This window comes from Streptomyces sp. RKAG337 (assembly GCF_023701715.1).
Taxonomy (GTDB): Bacteria; Actinomycetota; Actinomycetes; order Streptomycetales; family Streptomycetaceae; genus Actinacidiphila.
Window position 1 is genome coordinate 5,176,524 of record NZ_JAJOZA010000001.1, and the last position, 21,624, is coordinate 5,198,147.

At 72.8% G+C, this 21,624-nt stretch carries 17 protein-coding genes, 2 pseudogenes and 1 riboswitch; of the genes and pseudogenes, 10 read left to right on the forward strand and 9 right to left on the reverse strand.

Translation table 11 applies throughout. From position 1 onward, the window contains the following. Nucleotides 1-9: 9 nt before the first annotated feature. The 6 genes from LNW73_RS22910 to LNW73_RS22935 all read right to left on the reverse strand — a co-directional run bounded on the left by LNW73_RS22910 (nt 10) and on the right by LNW73_RS22935 (nt 7,031). On the reverse strand, nt 10-936 hold the full coding sequence (locus LNW73_RS22910) for an ECF transporter S component (protein ID WP_250991178.1): 927 nt from the start codon (nt 934-936) through the stop codon (nt 10-12). Then, on the reverse strand, nt 933-2,549 hold the full coding sequence (locus LNW73_RS22915; RefSeq protein WP_250991179.1) for an ABC transporter ATP-binding protein: 1,617 nt from the start codon (nt 2,547-2,549) through the stop codon (nt 933-935). The genes LNW73_RS22910 and LNW73_RS22915 overlap by 4 nt, the downstream gene beginning before the upstream one ends. Continuing rightward, entirely contained in the window at nt 2,546-3,802 is a 1,257-nt protein-coding gene (locus LNW73_RS22920) for a CbiQ family ECF transporter T component (RefSeq protein WP_250993008.1), read from the reverse strand. Before LNW73_RS22920 ends, LNW73_RS22915 begins: the two co-directional genes overlap by 4 nt. After that, nucleotides 3,799-4,488, reverse strand: a complete 690-nt coding sequence (locus LNW73_RS22925) for an SCO2322 family protein (protein WP_374118156.1) — start codon at nt 4,486-4,488, stop codon at nt 3,799-3,801. The genes LNW73_RS22920 and LNW73_RS22925 overlap by 4 nt, the downstream gene beginning before the upstream one ends. After that, entirely contained in the window at nt 4,488-5,681 is a 1,194-nt protein-coding gene (locus LNW73_RS22930; protein WP_250991180.1) for a prenyltransferase/squalene oxidase repeat-containing protein, read from the reverse strand. Before LNW73_RS22930 ends, LNW73_RS22925 begins: the two co-directional genes overlap by 1 nt. 142 nt (nt 5,682-5,823) lie before the next feature. Then, a riboswitch (cobalamin riboswitch) is annotated at nt 5,824-5,949 on the reverse strand. A gap of 65 nt (nt 5,950-6,014) precedes the next feature. Then, nucleotides 6,015-7,031 (reverse strand): MBL fold metallo-hydrolase, encoded by a 1,017-nt coding sequence (locus LNW73_RS22935; RefSeq protein ID WP_250991181.1) that lies wholly within the window; start codon nt 7,029-7,031, stop codon nt 6,015-6,017. Nucleotides 7,032-7,133: 102 nt separating this feature from the next. Here LNW73_RS22935 and LNW73_RS22940 point away from each other — a divergent pair, with 102 nt between their 5' ends. The 6 genes and pseudogenes from LNW73_RS22940 to LNW73_RS36435 all read left to right on the forward strand — a co-directional run. Next, nucleotides 7,134-8,618 carry an aldehyde dehydrogenase gene (locus LNW73_RS22940; RefSeq protein ID WP_250991182.1) on the forward strand — a complete coding sequence of 495 codons (1,485 nt, stop codon included), beginning with the start codon at nt 7,134-7,136 and terminating at the stop codon, nt 8,616-8,618. Further along, nucleotides 8,618-8,851: a ferredoxin gene (locus LNW73_RS22945; RefSeq protein WP_250975713.1), complete on the forward strand. Its 234-nt coding sequence runs from the start codon at nt 8,618-8,620 to the stop codon at nt 8,849-8,851. Before LNW73_RS22940 ends, LNW73_RS22945 begins: the two co-directional genes overlap by 1 nt. 175 nt (nt 8,852-9,026) lie before the next feature. Next, nucleotides 9,027-11,651, forward strand: coding sequence for a class III lanthionine synthetase LanKC (gene lanKC, locus LNW73_RS22950; protein WP_250991183.1), 2,625 nt, complete (start codon nt 9,027-9,029; stop codon nt 11,649-11,651). Between the two features lie 16 nt (nt 11,652-11,667). Next, nucleotides 11,668-11,805 (forward strand): SapB/AmfS family lanthipeptide, encoded by a 138-nt coding sequence (locus LNW73_RS22955; protein WP_164296709.1) that lies wholly within the window; start codon nt 11,668-11,670, stop codon nt 11,803-11,805. A gap of 96 nt (nt 11,806-11,901) precedes the next feature. Next, nucleotides 11,902-13,755, forward strand: a complete 1,854-nt coding sequence (locus tag LNW73_RS22960) for an ABC transporter ATP-binding protein (protein ID WP_250991184.1) — start codon at nt 11,902-11,904, stop codon at nt 13,753-13,755. A gap of 668 nt (nt 13,756-14,423) precedes the next feature. After that, nucleotides 14,424-15,239, forward strand: a pseudogene (locus LNW73_RS36435) (ATP-binding cassette domain-containing protein); the annotation flags it as partial. A gap of 270 nt (nt 15,240-15,509) precedes the next feature. Here the strand turns inward: LNW73_RS36435 and LNW73_RS22970 are convergent. Beyond that, nucleotides 15,510-16,085, reverse strand: coding sequence for a response regulator transcription factor (locus tag LNW73_RS22970; protein WP_164296714.1), 576 nt, complete (start codon nt 16,083-16,085; stop codon nt 15,510-15,512). A 277-nt stretch (nt 16,086-16,362) separates the two neighbouring features. Further along, complete coding sequence (locus LNW73_RS22975) at nt 16,363-16,986, reverse strand: TetR family transcriptional regulator (RefSeq protein WP_250975708.1); 624 nt, start codon at nt 16,984-16,986, stop codon at nt 16,363-16,365. A 234-nt stretch (nt 16,987-17,220) separates the two neighbouring features. Here LNW73_RS22975 and LNW73_RS22980 point away from each other — a divergent pair, with 234 nt between their 5' ends. The 3 genes and pseudogenes from LNW73_RS22980 (at nt 17,221) to LNW73_RS22990 (ending at nt 20,352) form a co-directional block, all read left to right on the forward strand. After that, a complete protein-coding gene (locus tag LNW73_RS22980; RefSeq protein WP_250991186.1) occupies nt 17,221-18,510 on the forward strand; it encodes a glycosyltransferase family 4 protein in 1,290 nt (429 codons plus the stop codon). After that, the gene (locus LNW73_RS22985) at nt 18,504-19,247 is read left to right on the forward strand and encodes a class I SAM-dependent methyltransferase (protein ID WP_250991187.1); all 744 of its coding nucleotides are present in this window, start codon (nt 18,504-18,506) and stop codon (nt 19,245-19,247) included. Before LNW73_RS22980 ends, LNW73_RS22985 begins: the two co-directional genes overlap by 7 nt. Then, nucleotides 19,244-20,352 (forward strand): annotated as a pseudogene (locus LNW73_RS22990) (prenyltransferase). The gene LNW73_RS22985 and the pseudogene LNW73_RS22990 overlap by 4 nt, the downstream one beginning before the upstream one ends. 93 nt (nt 20,353-20,445) lie before the next feature. On the opposite strand, the gene LNW73_RS22995 reads toward LNW73_RS22990, so the two are convergent. Then, a complete protein-coding gene (locus LNW73_RS22995; RefSeq protein WP_250975705.1) occupies nt 20,446-20,733 on the reverse strand; it encodes a hypothetical protein in 288 nt (95 codons plus the stop codon). Nucleotides 20,734-20,816: 83 nt separating this feature from the next. Here LNW73_RS22995 and LNW73_RS23000 point away from each other — a divergent pair, with 83 nt between their 5' ends. After that, complete coding sequence (locus LNW73_RS23000) at nt 20,817-21,596, forward strand: maleylpyruvate isomerase family mycothiol-dependent enzyme (RefSeq protein WP_250991188.1); 780 nt, start codon at nt 20,817-20,819, stop codon at nt 21,594-21,596. Nucleotides 21,597-21,624: the final 28 nt, after the last annotated feature.

Consider the following 21,624-nt stretch of genomic DNA (forward strand, 5'->3'; position numbering starts at 1 on the left):
ACGGCTGCATCAGCCGTCCGGCGTCTGGAAACCGGTGGGCACGTCGAACGCCGCGCGCCGCGTCGCCCGGCGCAGCGCCTTGAGGATCGTCGCGCCGAGCGTGAGCGTGAGGATCGCGGTGACGGCGGCGCGCGGGAGGTCCCAGCCGAGCGAGGTGGCGAGGCAGTACGCGACGAAACGGCGGAGGTTGTCGAGGACCGGGTCGCCGCCGACGTAGGAGATCCCGGAGGACAGCCCGCCGATGGTCACCCAGCCCTGCAGATTCATGACCGTGCCGTAGAAGATCGACGAGAAGACGCCGTAGCAGGCGAGCATCACCCGCTCGCCGCGGCCGCGCAGCGTGTCGGGGCGTGGCAGCAGGCCCGCGCCCATCGCGACCCAGCCCATCGAGAGCATCTGGAACGGCATCCACGGTCCGACGCCGCCGGTGAGCAGCGCCGACGCGAACATCGACACGGCTCCCAGCACGAAGCCGAATCCGGGGCCCAGCACCCGTCCCGACAGCACCATCAGGAAGAACATCGGCTCGATGCCGGCCGTGCCGGCGCCCAGTGGGCGCAGGGCCGCACCGACGGCGGCCAGCACCCCGAGCATCGCGATCGACTTGGCGTCCATCCCGCCGTCCGCGATCGTCGCGATCACCACGGCGATCAGCATCGGCAGCAGCGCGGCGAACAGCCAGGGGGCGTCCTTGCTGTGGGCGAGCCCGGTGCCGGGGTCGGCGAGCAGCGGCCAGCCGAACAGCGCGATGCCGATCGCGGAGATCAGTGCCAGCGCGACGACGGACCGCGGCCCGAGCCGGATGGGGCGTACCTGACGGTCGGCGCGCGGTCGCAGCCCGGGAGACGTTCCGGGTGGTGGTCCGGGAGACGTTCCGAGGGGCGTTCCGGGTGGTGTTGCAGGAGACGTTCCAGGTGGTGTTCCGGGAGGCGTCATGACGACTCCTCCAGGGCCAGCGCGACCTGCGGGACGGTCAGCCAGGGGAGCGGCGCGAGGATCTTGGAGACCTGGGGGGCGAAGCCGGGGGAGGAGACCACGACCTCGGCGGTCGGGCCGTCCGCGACCACCTCGCCGTCGGCCAGGATCACCACCCGGTGGGCGAGTTCGGCGGCGAGCTCGACGTCGTGGGTGGCCAGCACGATCGCGTGGCCGTCCGCCGCCAGCGCCCGCAGCTGGGCGATCAGCCGGCCCTTGGCGGCGTAGTCGAGGCCGCGGGTCGGCTCGTCGAGCAGCAGCAGCGGCGGCCGGGCGGCCAGGACGACGGACAGCGCCAAGGCCAGCCGCTGGCCCTCGGAGAGATCACGGGGATGGGTCTCGTCGAGGACGCCCGGCAGGAGTGCGGTGACCAGCGCGCGGCAGGTGCCGGGCGCGGCCTGCGCGTCCTGGTCGGCGGCCGCGCACTCGCCGGCCACGGTGTCCGCGTAGAGCAGGTCCCGCGGCTCCTGCGGCACCAGGCCCACCTGCCGGATCAGCTCGCCCGGCTTCGTCCTGGACGGGACCAGGCCGCCGACCGTCACCGTGCCGGAGGCGGCCGTGTGCAGCCCGACGAGCGTGGACAGCAGCGTCGACTTGCCCGCTCCGTTGCGGCCCATCAGCGCGACGGCCTCGCCCGGCCGGACGGTCAGCGACACCTGGCGCAGCGCCTCGGTCCTGCCCCGGCGGACGGAGAGCCGGTCGAGCACCGCCACCGGCGCGGCGGCGGCCGGCAGCACGGGCGCGGCCGGGGGAGTACGGTCCGCCAGCCGCTCACGCAGCGGTCCGGCCTTCCGGCGCGCGTCACGCACCGACAGCGGCAGCGGCGACCAGCCCGCGAGGCGGCCCAGCGCCACCACCGGCGGGTGCACGGGGGAGAGCGCCATGATGTCGGCGGGCGCCCCCTGCAGCGGGGCGGCGCCGGGGGCGGGCAGCAGGATCACCTGGTCCGCGTACTGCACGACGCGCTCCAGCCGGTGCTCCGCCATCAGCACCGTGGTCCCCAGGTCGTGGACCAGCCGCTGCAGCACGGCCAGCACCTCCTCGGCCGCGCCGGGATCCAGCGCGGACGTCGGCTCGTCCAGCACCAGCACCTTGGGGTGGACGGTGAGCACCGAGCCGATGGCGACGCGCTGCTGCTGGCCGCCGGAGAGCGTGGCGATCGGCCGGTCCCGCAGCTCGGCCAGGCCCAGCAGGTCGAGGGTCTCCTCGACGCGGCGGCGCATGGTGGCGGGCGCCAGGCCCAGCGACTCCATGCCGTAGGCGAGTTCGTCCTCGACGGTGTCGGTGACGAAGTGCGACAGCGGATCCTGGCCGACCGTGCCGACGACATCGGCGAGTTCGCGCGGCTTGTGCGTGCGGGTGTCACGGCCCGCCACGGTGACCCGGCCGGACAGGACCCCGCCCGTGAAGTGCGGCACCAGGCCGGACACCGCGCCCAGCAGAGTCGACTTACCGACTCCGGACGGCCCGACGAGCAGGCACAGTTCACCCTCGGGGACGGTGAGGTCCACTCCGGCGACGGCGGGCTCCGCGGCGTCGTCGTACCGGACGGAGACCTGCTCGAAGCGGATCACGTGCGGTCCTCCTTCGAGTTCGGCTTGGGGATGACGTGCCGGGTCGGGACGACGTGTGGGGCCGGGACGACGTGCGGGGCCGGCCTGACCTGCGGGGCCGGCCCGACGTGCTGGGCCGGGGACACCAGGGTGGGCCGGGGCGGCGCCGGGGGTGGTGCGACGAACGCCGGCAGCAGCCCGATCAGGATCGAGAGCGCGGGCCACAGGGGCAGCGTGGGCGCGGCGAGCGGGATCGTCGGCGGGGCCAGCGCCAGCGGATCGTGCGAGGCCGCCCAGATCATCAGCCCCGCCACCGCGACCCCGGAGCCCGACACCAGCCAGGCCCGCGCCCCCCACCGGTCGGGCCGGTAGCGGCTGCGGATCGACCGCCGGCCGCCGAGCCGCAGCCCCGCCAGCGCCGAGACCAGCCCGAGCAGCAGCACCGGCACGCCGTACCCGGCGCCGGACGCGGACAGCAGTGCGTACGTTCCCGCGCACACGCCGAGCAGTCCGCCCAGCGTCAGCGCGGCCGTCGTCCGGCGTATCCCGGCCGGCACGTCGGCGGAGCGGCCGTAGCCGCGGGCGTCCATCGCGGCGGCCAGTGCCACCGACCGCTCCAGCGCCCCTTCCAGAACCGGCAGTCCGACCTGCAGCAGCGCCCGCACCCCGCGGTCGTCACGGCCCCGCAGCCGGCGGGCGGCGCGCAGCCGCTGCACATCGGTGACGAGGTTCGGCGCGAAGGTCATCGCCACGACGACCGCGACACCCGCCTCGTACAGCGCGCCCGGCAGCGACTTGAGCAGCCGGGCCGGGTTGGCGAGCGCGTTCGCCGCGCCCACGCAGACCAGCAGGGTGGCCAGCTTCATGCCGTCGTACAGCGCGAACAGCAGACCCTCCGCGGTCACCTTCCCGCCCAGCCTGACCCCCCGCGCCCAGTCGGGCAGCGGGACCTCGGGCAGCCTGAACAGCACGTAGGTCCCCGGGATCGGCGAGCCGAGCAGGACCGCGAAGGCCAGCCGGATCGCCAGCACCACCAGTCCCAGCTTCAGGAACGCCCCGTAGGACTTCGCCCAGGGCGCGTCCGTGCGGCGGGCGGCGACCACATAGCCCGCGACCGCGACCAGCAGCAGGAGCAGCAGCGGATTGGTGGTCCTGGACGCCGCCGTCGCCAGCCCCAGCGCCCACAGCCACCACGCCCCGGCGTGCAGCGCCGTCGACCGGGTGGCGACGGCGGCCCCGCGGCCGGCGGTGTTCCGGCGTACCCCGGTGTTCATCCGCGCCGGCGGCGGGCCTGCCAGAGGGCCGCCCCGCCGAGGGCGAGGACGGCGGCGATGCCGGCGAACCAACCGACCGAGGGACCCCCGCCGTCACCGCCGGAATCGCCCGACGCCTGCGGCGCGGGGCTCTTCGACGCCGATGCCGTGCCGGAGCCGCCGGAGCCTTCGGCGACCGGCTCCCCGCAGCCCGCCTTCGGGTAGCCGGCGATGGCGCACACCATGCCGGCCGAGTTGTAGCGCAGCGGCTTGGCGACGGCGGCGAGCGCGTCGGCGCCCGTCGCGTCGCCCGGGACCTGGGCGCAGGCGGTACGCGGCGCGGGCGGTGCCGCACCGCCGCCCGCGTCGGCGGCGGTGCCGAAGTCCAGCACGAGGGCGATGCGCTTGGTGCCGCCCTTGGGCGGGGTGCCCGTGCAGATCGCGGCGAACGACGTGGCGCCGGGGACATCACGCGGCTTCGAGGAGTCCTGCGCCTCGGCGCTGGCCGCGAAGCGCCAGCCCTCCACCGACCCGTCGGCGGGCCGGTCCAGCGCGGGACCGGTCTGCGCGTACGTCCAGGTGTCGCCGGAGCGCTGCCAGAACGACCAGTAGCGGTACGCGGCGGCCTGCGCGGGCAGGGCGGAGACCGCGAGCAGCGCGCCGAGCGCCAGCAGGACGGCGAGGACCCGCAGCCGGGGGCGCGGCATCAGCCCTGCTTCTTCTTGCGGCCGCTGACGAGGAACCCGACGCCGATGCTGGCGACGAAGAAGACCCCGACGATCCACCAGGTGGCCGAGGAGGACTTGTCGTCCTTCTTCTCGGTCTTGTCGGACGGCGACGGGCTCGCGCTCGCCACGGCGGCCGGCTTCGGGCCGAGGTTGGTCAGCTGCTGGACGAGGTCCGCGCCACCGGCGCTCCGCGGGTCGTTGCCCGTCGCGTGGGCGGCGAGGATCAGCTGGGACAGGGCCGCGGGGTTGCCCTTCGACCAGGTCGCGGAGTTCTTCGCGAGCCAGTCGTACGACGTCTTCGCCGTGTCGCGCTGGTGGATCGCGGCCAGCGCGATCACGGCGTCGGCGGTGGTGCCGTAGTCCGGCGTCGGCTTGTCCGCGCCCGGCGTGACGGCGGTCAGGTGGCCGCCGCCCGCGGTGAGCTGCGTCGTCAGGTACGCGCCGCCGGCCGAGGCGGCACCGTCCGCGTCGAGCTTCTTGTAGGCGTCGGGCGACGCGCAGTCCGGGGCGGTCGCGACCACGTTCGTGGTCGACGGGGCGACGACGAATCCCGCGCCGTGGGCGCCGCGCACCGCGTCGGCGGTGGCCTTGGCGTTCACCGTGAGCTTGCCGTTCATCGGGTAGCCGAAGGCGCCGCGGTCGGCGGCCTTGGCGTCGCAGCCGAACTGGAAGGCCTTGAGGCTGTCCGAGGCCTCCCGGACAGCGCTCTGCGCGCCGATCACGACACCGGTGGAGTTCGGGTCGGAGGCGCCGCCGGGGTTGTACGACCAGCCGCCGTCCTTGTTGCGCACCGAGGTCAGCCAGTCGGTGGCCTTCTTCACGATGGCGTCCTTGCCGCCCAGCGCGGTGAGCGCCTGCACGGCGATGCCCGTCGCGTTGGTGTCCTCCGTCTTGGCGTCGCAGGCCTTCGCCGGGTCGGCCCGGTACGACGGGAAGCCGCCGTCCGCGCACTGCTGACCGGTCAGCCAGGCCACGGCGCTGTCGGCCGGCTTCACCCCGGCGGTGTCCAGCGCCAGCAGCGCGTACGACTGCCGCCACACCCCGTCGTACGTCGGGTCCCCGGTGCCGTAGAGACCCGGCGGCAGCGGGGTGTCGGCGGAGGCCGCGGGCACCGCGGCCATACCGAGCACGGTGGCGGCGGCGAGCGCGGCGGCGCTGCGACGGAGGTTCATGAGGGGTTGATGCCTTTCGCTGAGCGGGTGCGTGGCCGGGCGCACCGCTGCGAGCCCGCGCCATGCGCGGGGCACCGGGCTCCGGCTCCGTTACCTCGACGGTGCCGGTCACCGCCGATACGTCGCCGCATCTGCCGGACCGGGAGCCGCTCCCGTCCGCGCGGGTACTCCGACTCGCCGCCCCTGCCCTGGGGACGGCTCACGGTTGCGGGTCAGTGCCGGATTCGCGCCGGCTTCCCCCGCTCGGACGTGGATGGAATTGTCCCGAACATCGTATGCCCTGCGGGTGCCGCTCCCGGTCCCGGCCCGCCCGTGCCCCGGCCGCCCGTTCCGTCAGACCGCCTGGTACGTGACCGGGTCGGAGCCGGGGACGGCCTCGGCGCGGCCGGCCTTCACCAGCCGCCGCAGATGGGCCTCGGCCTCGGAGACGGCGATGTTGCGGGAGCCGAACGGGATCTGCTCCCAGGGGCGGTTCCACTCCATCACCTCGGCGAGCTGCCAGGGCGTGCGCGGTGCGTCGCTGATCAGTGCCGCCAGCCCGGCGAGCCGCTCCTCGTGGTGGTCGAGCAGCTCCCGCACCCGGCCCGCCGCGTCCTTGAACGCGTACTGGTGGGCGGGCAGCACCTCGTCGGGGTCGAGCCGGCCGATGCGCTCCAGCGAGGCCAGGTAGTCGCCGAGCGGATCGGTCTCGACCTCGTCGTCGGGGTCCTCGTACAGCCCGATGTGCGGGGAGATCCCCGGCAGCAGGTGGTCGCCGGAGAACAACCGCCGGCTCTCCTCCAGGAACAGGCAGACGTGCCCGGGGGTGTGGCCGGGCGTCCAGATGGCGCGCAGCCGCCGGCCGGCGAGGTCCACGAGCTCGCCGGGTTCGATGTCCCGGTCCGGGAGCGCGGGCCGCAGCCCCGGCAGGGTGGTCGGCCGGCCGGCGGCGCGGGCGGCGCGCAGCGGGGCGAGGTGCTCCTCGGGGGCCCCGGCGGCGATGAGCTTCGCCATCATGAAGGACATCCAGCGGGCCGGCTCGGCGGACCGGGTGCGTCGCACCACGTCCGCGTCGGCGGCGTGCATCGCGATCCAGGCCCCGGACACCTCCCGGACCTGCGCGGACAGCCCGTGGTGGTCGGGGTGGTGGTGGGTGATGAGGACGCCGTGCACCTCGGCGACGGAGGTGCCCGCCTCGACGAGACCGGCCTCCAGCGCGGCGTACGAGTCCGGGTCGTCCCAGCCGGTGTCGATCAGCACGGGACCACGGTCGGTGTCCAGGAGATGGACGAGCGTGTGGCCGAGGGGGTTGTCGGGAATCGGGACCGGGATGCTCCAGACCCCTCCGCCGTGGTCGGTCACGCGCACCATCTGGTCCCCTCTCGCCGACGAAGTCATTGCCCACTATAACTAGAACTGGTATCAGTTCTGAAACAGCGTCAGGTATGGGCCGACCCGCAGGAGGCACCAGTAATGACCGACCTCATCGAACACGGACAGCTGTTCATCGGCGGGGAGTTGGTGGACCCGCTCGGCAGCGAGACCATCGAGGTCATCTCCCCGCACACCGAGCAGGTCATCGGGCGGGTGCCGCACGCCTCCCGCGCCGACGTGGACCGCGCGGTCGCCACGGCCCGCAAGGCGTTCGACGAGGGTCCGTGGCCGCGGATGACCCTCGACGAGCGGATCGCCGTCGTCACCCGCATCAAGGACGCGATCGCGGTCCGGTACGACGAGATAGGCCGTCTCATCAGCTCGGAGAACGGCTCCCCCTACTCCTGGAGCATCCTCGCCCAGTCGCTCGGCGCGATGATGGTGTGGGACGCGGCGATCACCGTCGCCCGCGACTTCCCCTACGAGGAGCACCGCACCGGCGTCCTCGGCCCGATCCTGGTCCGCCGCGAGCCCGTCGGGGTCGTCGCGGCCGTGGTGCCGTGGAACGTCCCGCAGTTCACCGCCGCCGCCAAGCTCGCGCCCGCGCTGCTCACCGGCTGCACCGTCGTACTGAAGCCGTCGCCGGAGACCCCGCTCGACGCGTACGTGCTGGCCGAGATCACCAAGGAGGCCGGGCTGCCCGACGGCGTGCTGTCGGTCGTGGCGGCCGACCGGGAGGTCAGCGAGTACCTGGTCGGCCACCCCGGCGTCGACAAGGTGTCGTTCACCGGCTCGGTCGGGGCCGGCCGGCGGGTGATGGAGGTCGCGTCCCGCAACCTCACCCGCGTCACCCTGGAACTGGGCGGCAAGTCCGCCGCCGTCATCCTCCCGGACGTGGACCTGGACACCGCCGTCCCCGGCATCACCTCGGCCGCCTGGATGAACAACGGCCAGGCGTGCGTGGCCCAGACCCGGATCCTGGCGCCGCGCTCCCGCTACGACGAGATCGCCGAGCGCTTCGCCGCGGCGGCCTCCGCGCTGGTCGTCGGCGACCCGCTCGACCCGGCCACCGAGGTCGGCCCGCTGGTCGCCCAGCGTCAGCAGCAGCGCTCGTTCGACTACATCAAGATCGGTCAGGAGGAGGGCGCGAAGGTGCTGACCGGCGGCGGCCGGCCGGCCGGACTGGACACCGGCTGGTACGTCGAACCGACGCTCTTCGGCGATGTCAGCAACTCCATGCGGATCGCCCGCGAGGAGATCTTCGGCCCGGTCATCTGCCTGCTCCCGTACGACGACGAGGCCGAGGCGCTGCGGATCGCCAACGACTCCGAGTTCGGGCTGTCCGGCAGCGTGTGGACCGCCGACGTCGAGCACGGCATCGACATCGCCCGCCAGGTGCGCACCGGCACGTACTCGGTGAACACCTTCAGCCTCGACATGCTCGGCCCGTTCGGCGGCTACAAGAACTCGGGCGTGGGCCGGGAGTTCGGCCCCGAGGGCTTCGGCGAGTACCTGGAGCACAAGATGATCCACCTGCCGGCCGGATACCAGGCGCCGGCCGGTACGGCGGGGGCGGAGGGCTGATGGGCGACCGCTGGCACATCGAGGTGGACCGTACGGTCTGCATCGGCTCCGGCATGTGCGTCAACGCGGCCCCGGACGGCTTCACCCTCGACGGCGCCCGGCAGTCCCACCCCGCCGCCGCCGAGGCCGACGCCTCGGAACAGGTGCTGGCGGCTGCCGAAGGGTGCCCGGTGGAGGCGATCACGCTCACCCTGCTCGCCACCGGTGAGCCGGTCTTCCCGCCCGAGGAGTAACGACCTGGTGCGGAACAGCTGTCCAGCCGCAGGTCAGGACACGTCCTGACGTGCGGCTGCACACCCGTGCATTACGCACATATGCGTTCTGCACGGGTGTTTCGTTACGGACGCGACTGTTCCCCGTTTCGGCCACGTGAAAATCTCAGCACCTCGAGGCCGGAGGGGGAGAGTCATGGACAAGCGGTACGAGGTCTTTTGCCTAGTCGACAGGTATTTCTACGAGACCCCGGACCGCTTGTCCACGGGCTCCGGTTCCGACAAGGGATCCGGTGCGTCGCTCTACGAGCCGGCCCAGCGCCCGGTCCCCGAGGGCTGGCGCACCGGACGCTCCGGTGACTGGCTGCACTTCACGCCGGTGGACGGCGCCGGCGTCCCCAGACCCGGATCGCCCCCGCAGGGGTGGAAGATCCATGTCTCCGCGTGTCTGGAAAACGCCGAGAAGACCATCGCGAAGGTTTGGGACCACTGCGTCCCGCGCGGCATACCGTTCAAGTTCGTACCCGGCCCCTACGCCCTGCACCTGCGCAACTCCAAGTACGCGGGACGGGCGTCCAGCGGCAAGTGCATCACCATCTACCCTTCGGACGACGAGCAGTTGCACACGATCCTCCGGGAACTGGAGGACCTGCTCGGCGGCGAGGCCGGCCCGTACATCCTCAGCGACCTGCGCTGGAACCAGGGACCGCTCTACGTCCGCTACGGCGGATTCGTCCAGCGGTACTGCGTGGACGGCTCGGGTGTGCTGGTCTCCGCGGTCGAGGACGGCGACGGGGTGCTCGTACCGGACCGCCGGGAGCCGGCCTTCCACATCCCGCCGTGGGTGACGCTGCCCGCGTTCCTCCAGCCGCACCTGGACGCCCGCAACGCCACGACCACCAACGACCTCCCGTACCGCATCGAGAGTGCCCTGCACTTCTCCAACGGCGGCGGTGTCTACACCGGCCAGGACGTGCGGACCGGCGAGAAGGTCGTCCTCAAGGAGGCCAGACCGTACGCCGGGCTGGCCGCGGACGGGGCCGACGCCGTCGCCCGGCTGGAGCGCGAGAAGACCGCCCTGGAACGGCTGTCGGGGCTGGGCATCGCCCCCGAGGTCCGCGACTGGTTCGTGCTGGGCGACCACCGCTTCCTGGTGATGGACTTCCTGGAGGGCCGCACCCTCAACTCGTTCTTCGCCCAGCGCCATCCGCTGATCTCCATCGATCCCGACCCCACGGCCGTCGCCGACTACACCGACTGGGCGCTGGGCATCCACGCGGCGGTCGAGGAGGCCGTCGCCGCCGTGCACAGCCGCGGTGTGGTCTTCAACGACCTGCACATGTTCAACATCATGGTCGGGCCCGACGAACGGTCGGTCTCGCTGCTGGACTTCGAGGCCGCCGCGCACATCGACGAGCACACCCGCCAGGCCCTGGCCCACCCCGGCTTCATCGCCCCGGCGGACCGCAGGGGCTTCGAGGTGGACCGGTACGCGCTCGCCTGTCTGCGGCTGGCGCTGTTCCTGCCGATGACGACGCTGCTGGTGGTGGACCGCGACAAGGCCGTACACCTGGCCGACGTGATCGCCGAACAGTTCCCGGTGCCCAGGGAGTTCCTCGACGAGGCTGTCGAGACCATCACCGGAACCAGTCCCACCACCCGGGGCCGGACCCCGTACGTACCCGTGGAGCCGGCCGACTGGCCGCGCAGCCGCGACTCGATGGTCGCCGCGATCCTCGCCTCGGCGACCCCGGAACGCGACGACCGGCTGTTCCCCGGCGACGTCGCCCAGTTCTCCGACGGCGGCGGGATCGGGCTGGCGCACGGCGCCGCCGGTGTCCTGTACGCCCTCGCCGAGACCGGCGCCGAGCGGTACGAAGCCGGTGAGGAATGGTTACTGCGCCATACCGACCCGCCGCCGCCCGGCACCCTGCTCGGCCTCTACGACGGGCTGCTCGGCACCGCGTTCGTCCTCGACCGGCTCGGCCACACCCCGCGCGCGCTCGATCTGACCGAGCGCGTACTGGGCGAGAACTGGCAGCGCCTGGTGCCCGACCTGTACGGCGGTCTCGCCGGTGTGGGACTGGCCCTTGAGCACCTGTCCAGGACCACCGGCGAGAGCGGACTGCGGGACCGGGCCGTGGAGGCCGCCCAGTTGCTCGCCGACCGGCTGGCCGGCGAGCCCGGTACCCACACCGGGCTGCTGCGCGGCGCCACCGGCTCCGCCCTGCTCTTCCTGCGCCTGTACGAGCGGACCGGCGCGCCCGAGCTGCTCGACCTCGCCGCGACCGCGCTGCGCCAGGACCTCGCCAAGTGCGGCCAGGACCGGGAGGGCACCTGGCTCGTCAACGAGGGCTTCCGCACCATGCCCTATCTCGGAGCGGGCAGCGTCGGCATCGGCATGGTCCTCGACGACTATCTCGCGCACCGCCCCGACGAGGAGTTCGAACGGGCGCGGGCCGGGATCCTGCCCGCCGCGAGATCGCGCTACTACGCACAGCCCGGACTGTTCAACGGACGGGCCGGCATGATCCTGCACCTCGGCCGCACGACGGCCCCGGACGCGGCTCCCGGCCACCTCGCCGCCCAGATCGCCGCACTCTCCTGGTACGCGATGCCCTATCAGGGCCAGCTCGCCTTCCCCGGCGACCAGATGATGCGGCTCTCCATGGACCTCAACACCGGAACGGCCGGCTGCCTGCTCGCGCTCGGCGCGGCACTGGGCGAACAGCCCGCGGCCCTCCCGTTCCTCCCGCCGCTCACGCGGCCCCAGAGCAGCCCCTTCACCGGGGCTGGAACAACATCAACCCCGTCCCCATGATCGAAAGGACTACACCATGGCACTTCTCGACCTTCAGAGCCTGGAAATCCCGCAGGGCCACGGCGGCGGCGGCGGCGGTGGCGGCGACCTCAGCACCGCGAGCCTCCTCCTCTGCGACACCAACAGCCACGGCAGTGTTCTTCTCTGCCTGTGACACCAGTAGGTAGTTGAGCACGGACGCGGTCCCGGGCGGCAGCACGCCGCCCGGGACCGTGTCCGTCACCGCGAACGAGGTGAGGACCTCCACCACATGGCGACCTCCACCGGTACGGAGACCAGCGGGACCAGCGGGACCAGCGGGACCACCGGGACCTCCACCGCGGCCGAGGCCGACCGGCTGCTGCGCGCGGCGGTCCGGCACAGCGCGGGCCGCAGCGCCGCGCTCTGTCTGTGCACCACCGCCTCCGCGTTCATCGGGCTGGCCCTCCCGGCCGCCCTCGGCCGGACCCTGGACCTGCTGCTCACCCGCGACAGCGGCCCGCAGGCCACCCACTGGATCCTGCTGTGCACCGCCCTCACCTGCGTACTCGTCCTCCTCGACGCGGTCGACGGGCTGATCACCGGCGTCACCAACGCCCGCGGCACCGCCTGGGTACGCGGTCGGCTGCTGCGCCACGTACTGGCCACCGGACCGCGCGCCACCTCCCGCTTCCCGCCCGGCGACCTGGTCGCCCGGCTGATCGGCAACGCCGCGCACGCCGGGACCGCCCCGGCCGCGCTCGCCACGCTGCTCGCCACCGTGATCACCCCGGTCGGCGGCCTCGTCGCGCTCGCCCTCATCGACCCCTGGCTCGCCGTCGCGTTCCTCGCCGGCCTGCCGGTCCTCGCCCTGACCCTGCGGGCCTTCGTCCGCCGCGCCACCGACAGCGTCGCGCGCTACCAGACCGCCCAGGGCGAGATCGCGGGCCGGCTCGTCGAAGCGCTCGGCGGCGCCCGCACCATCGCCGCCGCCGCGACCACCGAACGCGAGATCGCCCGGGTCCTGGAGCCGCTGCCCGAACTGCGCCGCCAGGGGCTCCGGATGTGGCAGGTCCAGGGCCGCTCCAACGCCCAGGCCGCCATCATCGTCCCGCTGCTGCAGATCGCCGTCCTCGCGGTCGGCGGGCTCCGGGTCTCCCAGGGGCACTTGAGCGTCGGCGAGCTGCTGGCGGCCTCGCGGTACGCCGTGCTCGCCACCGCGCTCGGCATGGCCGTGGGCCAGATCAACGGCCTGGTCCGCAGCCGCACCGCCGCCCGCCGGCTCGCCGAACTGCTCGCCGAACCGGCCACCGCGTACGGGACCGGACACCTACCGGCCGGCGGCACGGGACGGCTCGAACTGCGCGGCATCACCGCGGTACGGGGCGGCCGCGCCGTCCTGGACGACCTCGATCTGACGCTGCCCGGCGGCACGTCCGTGGCCCTCGTCGGACGGTCCGGCACCGGCAAGTCCGTGCTGGCCGCGATCGCCGGACGGCTCGCCGACCCGGACCGGGGAACCGTGGAGCTCGACGGCGTACCGCTCGACGGGCTCTCCCACGACGAACTGCGCGGCGCCGTCGGCTACGCCTTCGAGCGCCCCGCGCTGCTGGGCGGCACCATCGGCGGCACCATCGCCTTCGGCATTCCCGAGCCCGCCGGGGCCGCGGTCACCGAGGCCGCCCGCACCGCCTGCGCCGACAGCTTCATCCGGCTCCTGCCCGAGGGGTACGCCACTGCCTGCGGTGACGCGTTCCTGTCCGGCGGCGAGTCGCAGCGGCTGGGCCTCGCCCGCGCCTTCGCGCACCCGGGCCGGCTGCTGATCCTCGACGACGCGACGTCCAGTCTTGACACGGTCACCGAGTTCCGGGTCACGGCGGCGCTGCTGAGCCCGACCCCTGACCGCTCCCGGCTGATCGTCGCGCACCGCGCCTCCACCGCCGCCCGCGCCGATCTCGTCGCCTGGCTCGACGACGGCCGCATCCGCGCCATCGCCCCGCACGACCACCTCTGGCGGCTGCCGGAGTACCGGGCGGTGTTCCACGCCCCGACCGATACCGATACCGATACCGATCCCGATGCTGGTGCTGAGCGCGATTCTGAGCGCGATCGGGAAGGGGCGGCGGAGGAGGCGGGATCGTGGTGACGCGGCGCGGCGGCCGGGCCGGCTCCGGCCTGCGGGCCGAGGGGATCCGCTTCCTGCGGCGGCGGCCGCGGGTGGTCGGCGCGCTCCTCGGGTGGTCGGTGCTGGAGGCCGTCGAGACGTTCCTGACCGGATTCGCGCTGGCGCGGGCCCTGGACGACGGGTTCCTCGCCGGGCGCGCCGGGGTGGGTCTCGGCTGGCTGGGGCTGGCCGCGCTGGCCGTGGCGGCGGGCGCGTTCGGGACCGGCCGGGTCTACCGCGCGGTCGCGGCCCTGGTGGAGCCGCTGCGTGACGGCCTGGTGCGGCGGGTGGTGGCCCGCGGTCTGGACGACGCCGTACGCGACCCGCACGGCGCGGACACCGCGGTCGTCTCCCGGCTGACCCAGCAGGTCGAGATCGCCCGCGACACGTTCGCCGGTCTCGTCATGGTGTCGCGGTCGTTCCTGTTCACCGTCGCGGGCGCCCTCATCGGACTGCTCTCGCTGGCCCCCGTCCTGCTGCTCGTCGTCGTGCCGCCGCTGTTCGTGGGGCTCGGGCTCTTCTGTCTGACGCTGCGGCCGATGAACCGCCGCCAGGCGGCCTTCCTCACCGCGAACGAGGACGTGGCCGAGAGCCTGGGCGCGATGGCCGCCGGGCTGCGCGACATCGCCGCCTGCGGCGCGGAGGAGCGGATGACGGCGGAGGCCGCACGGCGGATCGACACCGAATTCCGCGCGTCACGGGTCCTCGCCCGCTGGGGAGTGCTGCGCGCCCTGGCCCTGGGCGTCGGCGGCCGGCTCCCCGTCGTGCTGCTGCTCGCCTCGGCGCCGTGGCTGCTGGGGAGAGGGGTGACCGCGGGCGCGCTGGTCGGCGCCCTCGCCTACCTCACCCAGTCGCTGCTGCCGGCACTCCAGAGCCTGACCCAGGGGCTGGGCACGGCCGGCTCGCGCTTCGTCGTCGTCCTCGGCCGTCTGGTACCGCAGGCCGCCGCACCGGACCCGGCGGACGCACCGCCTGTCGGGGATGCGCCGTACGTGCCCGCCCTCAGGGACGTACCCGCCGCCCCCGCCGTGGAGTTGCGCGGTGTCACCTTCGCCTACGGGGAACTGGCCGAGCCGGTGGTCCGGGAGCTGGACCTCGTGGTGCCGCGCGGCTGTCATCTGGCGGTCGTCGGGCCGAGCGGGATCGGCAAGTCGACCCTCGCGGGGCTCATCGGGGGGCTGCTGCGCCCGGGCGCGGGCGTGGTGGAACTCGGTGGGCGGCCACTGCGGGAGCGGCCGGCCACCGAACTGCCGGGGATGCGGGTGCTGATCCCGCAGGAGGCGTACGTCTTCGCCGGCAGCGTCCGCGACAACCTGTCCTACCTGTGCCCGGGACCCGAGCCGGTCTCCGACAGCCGGCTGCGGGCGGCGGCCGGGGCCGTCGGGATGGCGGAACTGCTGGACCGGATGGGCGGGTTGGACGGCATCGCGGAGCCGGGCACGTTGTCCCAGGGGGAGCGGCAGCTGCTGGCGCTGACCCGCGCCTATCTGTCGCCCGCGCCGCTGGTGCTGCTGGACGAGGCGACCTGCCATCTCGACCCGGCGGCGGAGGCCCGTGCGGAACGGGCCTTCGCACTCCGCCCCGGCGGTGGAGCGCTGATCGTGATCGCGCACCGCATCAGCTCGGCGCGGCGCGCGGACCGGGTGCTGGTCATGGACGGCACGCATACGGTCTGCGGCGGCCACGAGGAGCTGCTGGAGCGGTCCGCGCTCTACCGGGACCTGGTGGGGAACTGGTCAGAGCCAGCCGGCCACCCGGGATATTCGTATGGCGTCGACCCGGTTCCGGGCGCCCGTCTTGCGGGTGATCGCGGCCATGTAGTTGCGCACGGTGCCGTTGCACAGGTGCAGGACGCGGGCGATCTCGCCGATGGACGCGCCCTCGGCGGCGAGTGACAGCACGCTCAACTCACGGGGTGTCAGCGGAATGTCGGCGGCCTGGAGGAAATCAAAAGCGAGCGAATTGTCGACGAAACGTTCCCCCGTAGCGACTCTCCTGATCCCGCGGACCAGTTCCTCGGGCGGTGCGTCCTTGTTGACGAACCCCAGCGCACGCGCCTGCGAAGCGCGGCGCAGCAGCCCCGGGCGGCTCGCGGTGGCCAGCACGAGCAGCGCGCATTCCTGGCCGACCGCGTAGTCCTGTAACTCCGTCAGCTGGGCCACGTTGCCGTGTTCGGCGCCGGGACACTCCACGTCGACCACGCACACTTGAGGCCGTAACGAGCGGGCGCGTCTTGGTGCGTTGCGCCATGGTGTGGCCACCACTTCGATGTCATGTTCCCTGCCCAGCAGCGCCGCGAGCGCGGATCGCATGAGCCATGTGTCATGTACTAGTAAAACCCGGATCACATTTGCCCCTTCGAGAACCCCGTGGACCGGACCGTGCGAGCAACCCCATTCGTACCCGCGATGTCGTCAGGGATGGCCCCGCAATCCGGCCAAGGAGATGCACGGAGGCGCATTCCGTGCGCCCATGTGCCCCCCGCACGCCGGGAATGTGCGTGCGACAGGGGCCACCTGGGGGTGCCTCCGGCACATCCCCCCGGCCGGTATCGCCAGGTCCCGGGCGTGCCGTTCCTGAGGCGCCTTCTCAGCCGCGCGGCTCCGGCGCCGTCAGGTCGATCAGCCGGCACACAGTTTCGATGTCTATCTTCACCTGGGCGATGGAGGCCCGGCCGGAGAGCCAGGTCACCAGGGCCGAGTGCCAGGTGTGCTCGATCACCCGGACCGCGGAGAGCTGGTCGGCGGTGGGCGGGCCGTCCAGGCCCATCGCGTCCAGGATGATCGCGGTGGTGAGCCGGGAGACCGTGTCGACCTCGGGGCTCACGGAACGGTCGGCGAACGTCAGGGCGCGCACCATGGCGTCGGCCAGATGCGGCTCGCGCTGCATCGCACGGAAGGCGCGCATCAGCGTCTCGGCGACCCGGTCGGCCGGCTCGGCGGTGTCCGGCGGACGCTTGCGCAGCGTCTCGTGCATCTGGCCGAGCTGGTCCTGCATGGTGGCGACCAGCAGATGGATCTTGGACGGGAAGTAGCGGTAGAGCGTGCCGAGCGCGACGCCCGAGTTCTCGGCGACCTCACGCATCTGCACCGCGTCGAAACCGCCGCGGCAGGCGAGCTGCGCGCTGGCGTGCAGGATGCGACGGCGGCGCGCCTCCTGACGTTCGGTCAGCAGGGGCGACGACGGAGTCGGCGGCTTGGGTTCTGTTGTCATATGTCCCATTCCGTGACATTCCATCCGTAATCCGCGGTCACCGTGGCACTGCGTTGCATGATGGCAGGACAGATGTCGTGGTGCGAATCACCTGGTCCGCCTCATTCGGGGCCGTGCCGCTGCCGGTAGATTCGGTTCTGAACGTTCGAGTCTGAAACTTGTTCTAGATTAGCGCGACCGGTTACGCTCCGGCGGAAGTGAGTGAGAAGGGGGCCGGGAGTGACCGTTGAGGCCATGCCACTACGGATCGCGCTGCTCACCTACAAGGGGAACCCCTTCTGCGGGGGCCAGGGCGTCTACGTACGCCATCTCTCCCGTGAGCTCGCCCGGCTCGGCCACACCGTCGAGGTGATCGGTGCCCAGCCCTATCCGGTGCTCGACGCCGTCGGTGCCGGGGTGACCCTCACCGAGCTGCCCAGCCTGGACCTGTACCGGCAGCCGGACCCGTTCCGCAATCCCCGGCTGCGCGAGTACCGCGACTGGATCGACGCGGTCGAGGTCGGCACGATGTGGACCGGTGGCTTCCCGGAGCCGCTGACGTTCTCGCTGCGCGCCCGGCGCCACCTGGCGGCCCGGCGCGGCGAGTTCGACGTGATCCACGACAACCAGACGCTCGGCTACGGGCTGCTCGGCCTGGGCACCCCGCTGGTCACCACGATCCACCACCCGATCACCGTCGACCGGCGGCTGGACCTGGCCGCGGCGCCCAGCTGGAAGCGCCGGCTGTCGGTGCGCCGCTGGTACGGCTTCACGCAGATGCAGAAGCGCGTCGCGCGCCGGCTGCCGTCCGTGCTGACCGTCTCCGGCTCCTCCCGCGCCGAGATCGTGGAGGACCTGGGGGTGCGGCAGGACCGCGTCCACGTCGTCCACATCGGCGCCGACACCCGGCTCTTCTCGCCGGACGCCTCGGTGCCCGAGATCCCCGGCCGGATCGTCACCACCTCCAGCGCCGATGTGCCGCTGAAGGGCCTGGTCCACCTCGTCGAAGCGCTCGCCAAGCTCCGCGCGGAGCGACCCGACGCGCATCTCGTCGTCGTCGGCAAGCGCGCCGAGGACGGACCGGTCGCCGCCGCCATCACCCGGTTCGGCCTCGAAGGCGCCATCGACTTCGTCAAGGGCATCACCGACGCCGAACTCGTCGACCTCATCCGCGGTGCCGAGGTCGCCTGCGTCCCCTCGCTCTACGAAGGCTTCTCACTGCCCGCCGCCGAGGCGATGGCCACCGGCACCCCGCTGGTCGCCACCACCGGCGGCGCGATCCCCGAGGTCGCCGGGACCGACGGCGAGACCTGTCTCGCCGTACCGCCCGGTGACGCCGGCGCGCTCGCCACCGCCCTGGGCCGGCTGCTCGGGGACGCGGACCTGCGGCGCCGCCTCGGCGTGGCCGGCCGGCAGCGCGTCCTCAGCCGCTTCACCTGGGAACAGGCCGCCATCGGCACGGCCGAGCACTACCGAGCGGCGATCGCCGCCCAGTCCGCCGCCCCCGCCCCGACCCACCGGACGAAAGCAGAGGCTCCGTGCTGACCGTCGACTTCTCCCGTTTCCCGCTCGCCCCTGGCGACCGGGTCCTCGACCTGGGCTGCGGCGCCGGAAGGCACGCCTTCGAGTGCTACCGGCGCGGCGCCAATGTCGTCGCCCTGGACCGCAACGGCGACGAGATCCGCGAGGTCGCGAAATGGTTCGCGGCGATGAAGGCGGAGGGCGAGGCCCCGGCCGGCGCGTCCGCCGTCGCGATGGAGGGCGACGCGCTCCAGCTGCCGTTCCCCGACGACAGCTTCGACGTCGTGATCATCTCCGAGGTCATGGAGCACATCCCGGACGACAAGGGCGTACTCGCCGAGATGGTGCGGGTGCTGCGGCCCGGCGGCCGGATAGCGATCACCGTGCCGCGCTTCGGCCCGGAGAAGATCTGCTGGGCGCTCTCCGACGCCTACCACGAGGTCGAGGGCGGCCACATCCGCATCTACCGGGGCGACGAACTGCTCGGCAAGATGCGCGAGGCCGGCCTCCAGCCCTACGGCACCCACCACGCGCACGGACTGCACTCCCCGTACTGGTGGATCAAGTGCGCCGTCGGCGTCGACAACGACAAGGCCCTGCCGGTGAAGCTGTACCACAAGCTCCTGGTCTGGGACATCATGAAGAAGCCGCTGGCCACCAAGGTCGCCGAGCAGGCGCTCAACCCGCTGATCGGCAAGAGCTTCGTGGCCTACGCCACCAAGCCGCACACCCCCGTGCTGGATGCGCGGGTGGAAGCGTGACGAGTCCCGGACGTACCGAACACCTCGTCCTGCCCGGAGTCCTGACCGCCGAGCAGGCCGAGCTGACCGTGGCCGGCATCGCCGCGATCCAGCGGGCCGACGGCGCCATACCGTGGTTCACCGGCGGGCACCTCGACCCGTGGGACCACGTCGAGGCGGCCATGGCCCTGGACGCGGCGGGCGAACACGGCCGCGCCGAGGCCGCGTACCGCTGGCTCGCCGACCGGCAGAACGCCGACGGCTCCTGGTACGCGTCCTACTCGTACGCGGGCGACGTGCCCGGTGCGGACGCGGCCGTGGCGCCCGGGGAGCCCCTCGACCGGACCCGCGAGACCAACTTCGTCGCCTACGTGGCCGTGGGCATCTGGCACCACTACCTGTCCACGGGCGACGACGCCTTCCTGGAACGCCTCTGGCCGACCCTCTCCGCCGCCGTGGAGTTCGTGCTGGCGCTCCAGCTGCCCGGCGGCCAGATCGCCTGGAAGCGCGACGACGACGGCAGCTTCCCCGAGGAGGCGCTGCTCACCGGCTCGTCCTCGATCTACCAGGCGCTGCGCTGCGCGCTGGCCGTCGCGGACTACCGCGAGGAGCCGCAGCCCGACTGGGAACTGGCGACCGGCCTGCTCGGTCACGCGGTGCTGCACCACCCCGAGCGCTTCCTCGACAAGGGGCGCTTCTCCATGGACTGGTACTACCCGGTGCTCGGCACCGCGCTGCGCGGCCCCGCCGCCAAGCAGCGCATCGAGGCGCTGTGGGAGACCTTCGTGGTGCCCGGCCTCGGGGTCCGCTGCGTCTCGGACCGGCCCTGGGTCACCGGCGGGGAGAGCGCGGAACTCGCCCTCGCCCTGTGGGCGATGGGCGAGTCCGATCGCGCGGTGGAGATCCTCGCCGACATCCAGCACCTGCGCACCGGGGACGACGGGATGTACTGGACGGGCTACGTCTACGACGACGACGCCGTCTGGCCGGAGGAACGTACCTCCTGGACGGCCGGCGCACTGCTGCTCGCGGTGGCCGCGCTCGGGGGGACGAGGCGACCACCGCGGTCTTCGGGGGCGAGCGGCTCCCGATCGGCCTGGCTCCGGACGACGCGGGCTGCTGCTAGGACGTACGGCCGTGCTGTCAGGGGACGTTGCCGCCAGGGCTCGGCCGGGCTCCGGCGGCCGGCCTTCCGGCCGGTTTCTTCCGCGCCGCCGGATCAGGCCCGATTGACCCGGCCGGCCACGGCATGGCCGATGACCAGGTAAACGACGGCCGGCAGGCCGTAGTTCAGCACGGTGCGGAGTTTGTCCGAATCCATGGTGAACAGGTCGAGGGACCAGCCCGCGAGCCAATTCGCTGAATGGTGGACCCAGTTGACCAGGTCATTGGCCCTGTTGGCGTCGAGCAGATACATGAGTATCCACAGGATCAGGATCAGGGCCGCGACATCTGCGACGATCAGAATGATCGCCGCTGCGGGATTGCCTCGGTAGCGTCTGGACATAACCCTCGCCTTGCCCCGTTAGGCTGGTTGAAACTGCTGGTGGAAAATCCTTTCGATATGAAGTAGACGAGGGATGGCGGCGCATGGCCTGGCTGGAGCACGAGGCGTACTGCACGGCGATCGTCGAGGAGACCGCCCGGCTGCGTGACACACTCCGCGGTTCCGACCCCGGCGCCAAGGTGCCGACCTGCCCGGGCTGGACCCTGCACGAGCTGGCGGCCCACGTCGGCCAGGCGCACCGCTGGGCGGAGACGATCGTCGGCACCAGGGCCGAGAAGTACCTCCCCGAGAACCAGGTGCCGGACTACGAGGCACCCGCCGGCGAGAAGCTCGACAGCTGGCTGGCCGAGGGTGCCGAGCGGTTCGCGGCCACGCTGCGCGAGGCCGGTCCCGAACTGCCGGTATGGACCTGGGCGCGGCCGCAGCAAGCGGGCTTCTGGGCCCGCCGGATGGTCCTGGAGACCCTGGTGCACCGGGCGGACGCGGCGCTGGCCACCTGGAGCGAGTACCACGCACCGGCCGAGCTGGCCGCGGACGCGATCGACGAGTGGCTGGAGATCATCACCGATCCGCTCGCGGTCGAGCAGACCCCGGAACTCGTCGAACTGCGCGGCCACGGACAGACCCTGCACCTGCACGCCACCGACAGCCCGGCCGGGCTGGTCGCCGAATGGGTGATCGAACGCGGCCCGGAATCCGTCACCTGGCGGCGCGAGCACGCCAAGGGCGACGTGGCCCTGCGCGCTCCCCTCACCGACCTGCTGCTCGCCTTCTACCGGCGGCTGCCGCTGGACAGCGACCGCGTGCAGGTGCTCGGCGACCGCGAGCTGCTGGACCACTGGCTGGCGCGTACGGCGTTCTGAACGGCCCGGACGGCCCGGACGGCCACCG

Excerpts from the sequence above, each read along its gene's own strand:
- LNW73_RS22995 (WP_250975705.1), bottom strand. The coding sequence starts at position 20,733 with ATGTCCAGACGCTACCGAGGCAATCCCGCAGCGGCGATCATTCTGATC.
- LNW73_RS22955 (WP_164296709.1), top strand. The coding sequence starts at position 11,668 with ATGGCACTTCTCGACCTTCAGAGCCTGGAAATCCCGCAGGGCCACGGC.
- LNW73_RS22910 (WP_250991178.1), bottom strand. The coding sequence starts at position 936 with ATGACGCCTCCCGGAACACCACCTGGAACGTCTCCTGCAACACCACCC.
- LNW73_RS22930 (WP_250991180.1), bottom strand. The coding sequence starts at position 5,681 with ATGAACCTCCGTCGCAGCGCCGCCGCGCTCGCCGCCGCCACCGTGCTC.
- LNW73_RS22925 (WP_374118156.1), bottom strand. The coding sequence starts at position 4,488 with ATGCCGCGCCCCCGGCTGCGGGTCCTCGCCGTCCTGCTGGCGCTCGGC.
- LNW73_RS22935 (WP_250991181.1), bottom strand. The coding sequence starts at position 7,031 with ATGGTGCGCGTGACCGACCACGGCGGAGGGGTCTGGAGCATCCCGGTC.
- lanKC (WP_250991183.1), top strand. The coding sequence starts at position 9,027 with ATGGACAAGCGGTACGAGGTCTTTTGCCTAGTCGACAGGTATTTCTAC.
- LNW73_RS22940 (WP_250991182.1), top strand. The coding sequence starts at position 7,134 with ATGACCGACCTCATCGAACACGGACAGCTGTTCATCGGCGGGGAGTTG.
- LNW73_RS22970 (WP_164296714.1), bottom strand. The coding sequence starts at position 16,085 with ATGCGATCCGCGCTCGCGGCGCTGCTGGGCAGGGAACATGACATCGAA.
- LNW73_RS22960 (WP_250991184.1), top strand. The coding sequence starts at position 11,902 with ATGGCGACCTCCACCGGTACGGAGACCAGCGGGACCAGCGGGACCAGC.
- LNW73_RS22945 (WP_250975713.1), top strand. The coding sequence starts at position 8,618 with ATGGGCGACCGCTGGCACATCGAGGTGGACCGTACGGTCTGCATCGGC.
- LNW73_RS23000 (WP_250991188.1), top strand. The coding sequence starts at position 20,817 with ATGGCCTGGCTGGAGCACGAGGCGTACTGCACGGCGATCGTCGAGGAG.
- LNW73_RS22975 (WP_250975708.1), bottom strand. The coding sequence starts at position 16,986 with ATGACAACAGAACCCAAGCCGCCGACTCCGTCGTCGCCCCTGCTGACC.
- LNW73_RS22920 (WP_250993008.1), bottom strand. The coding sequence starts at position 3,802 with ATGAACACCGGGGTACGCCGGAACACCGCCGGCCGCGGGGCCGCCGTC.
- LNW73_RS22980 (WP_250991186.1), top strand. The coding sequence starts at position 17,221 with ATGCCACTACGGATCGCGCTGCTCACCTACAAGGGGAACCCCTTCTGC.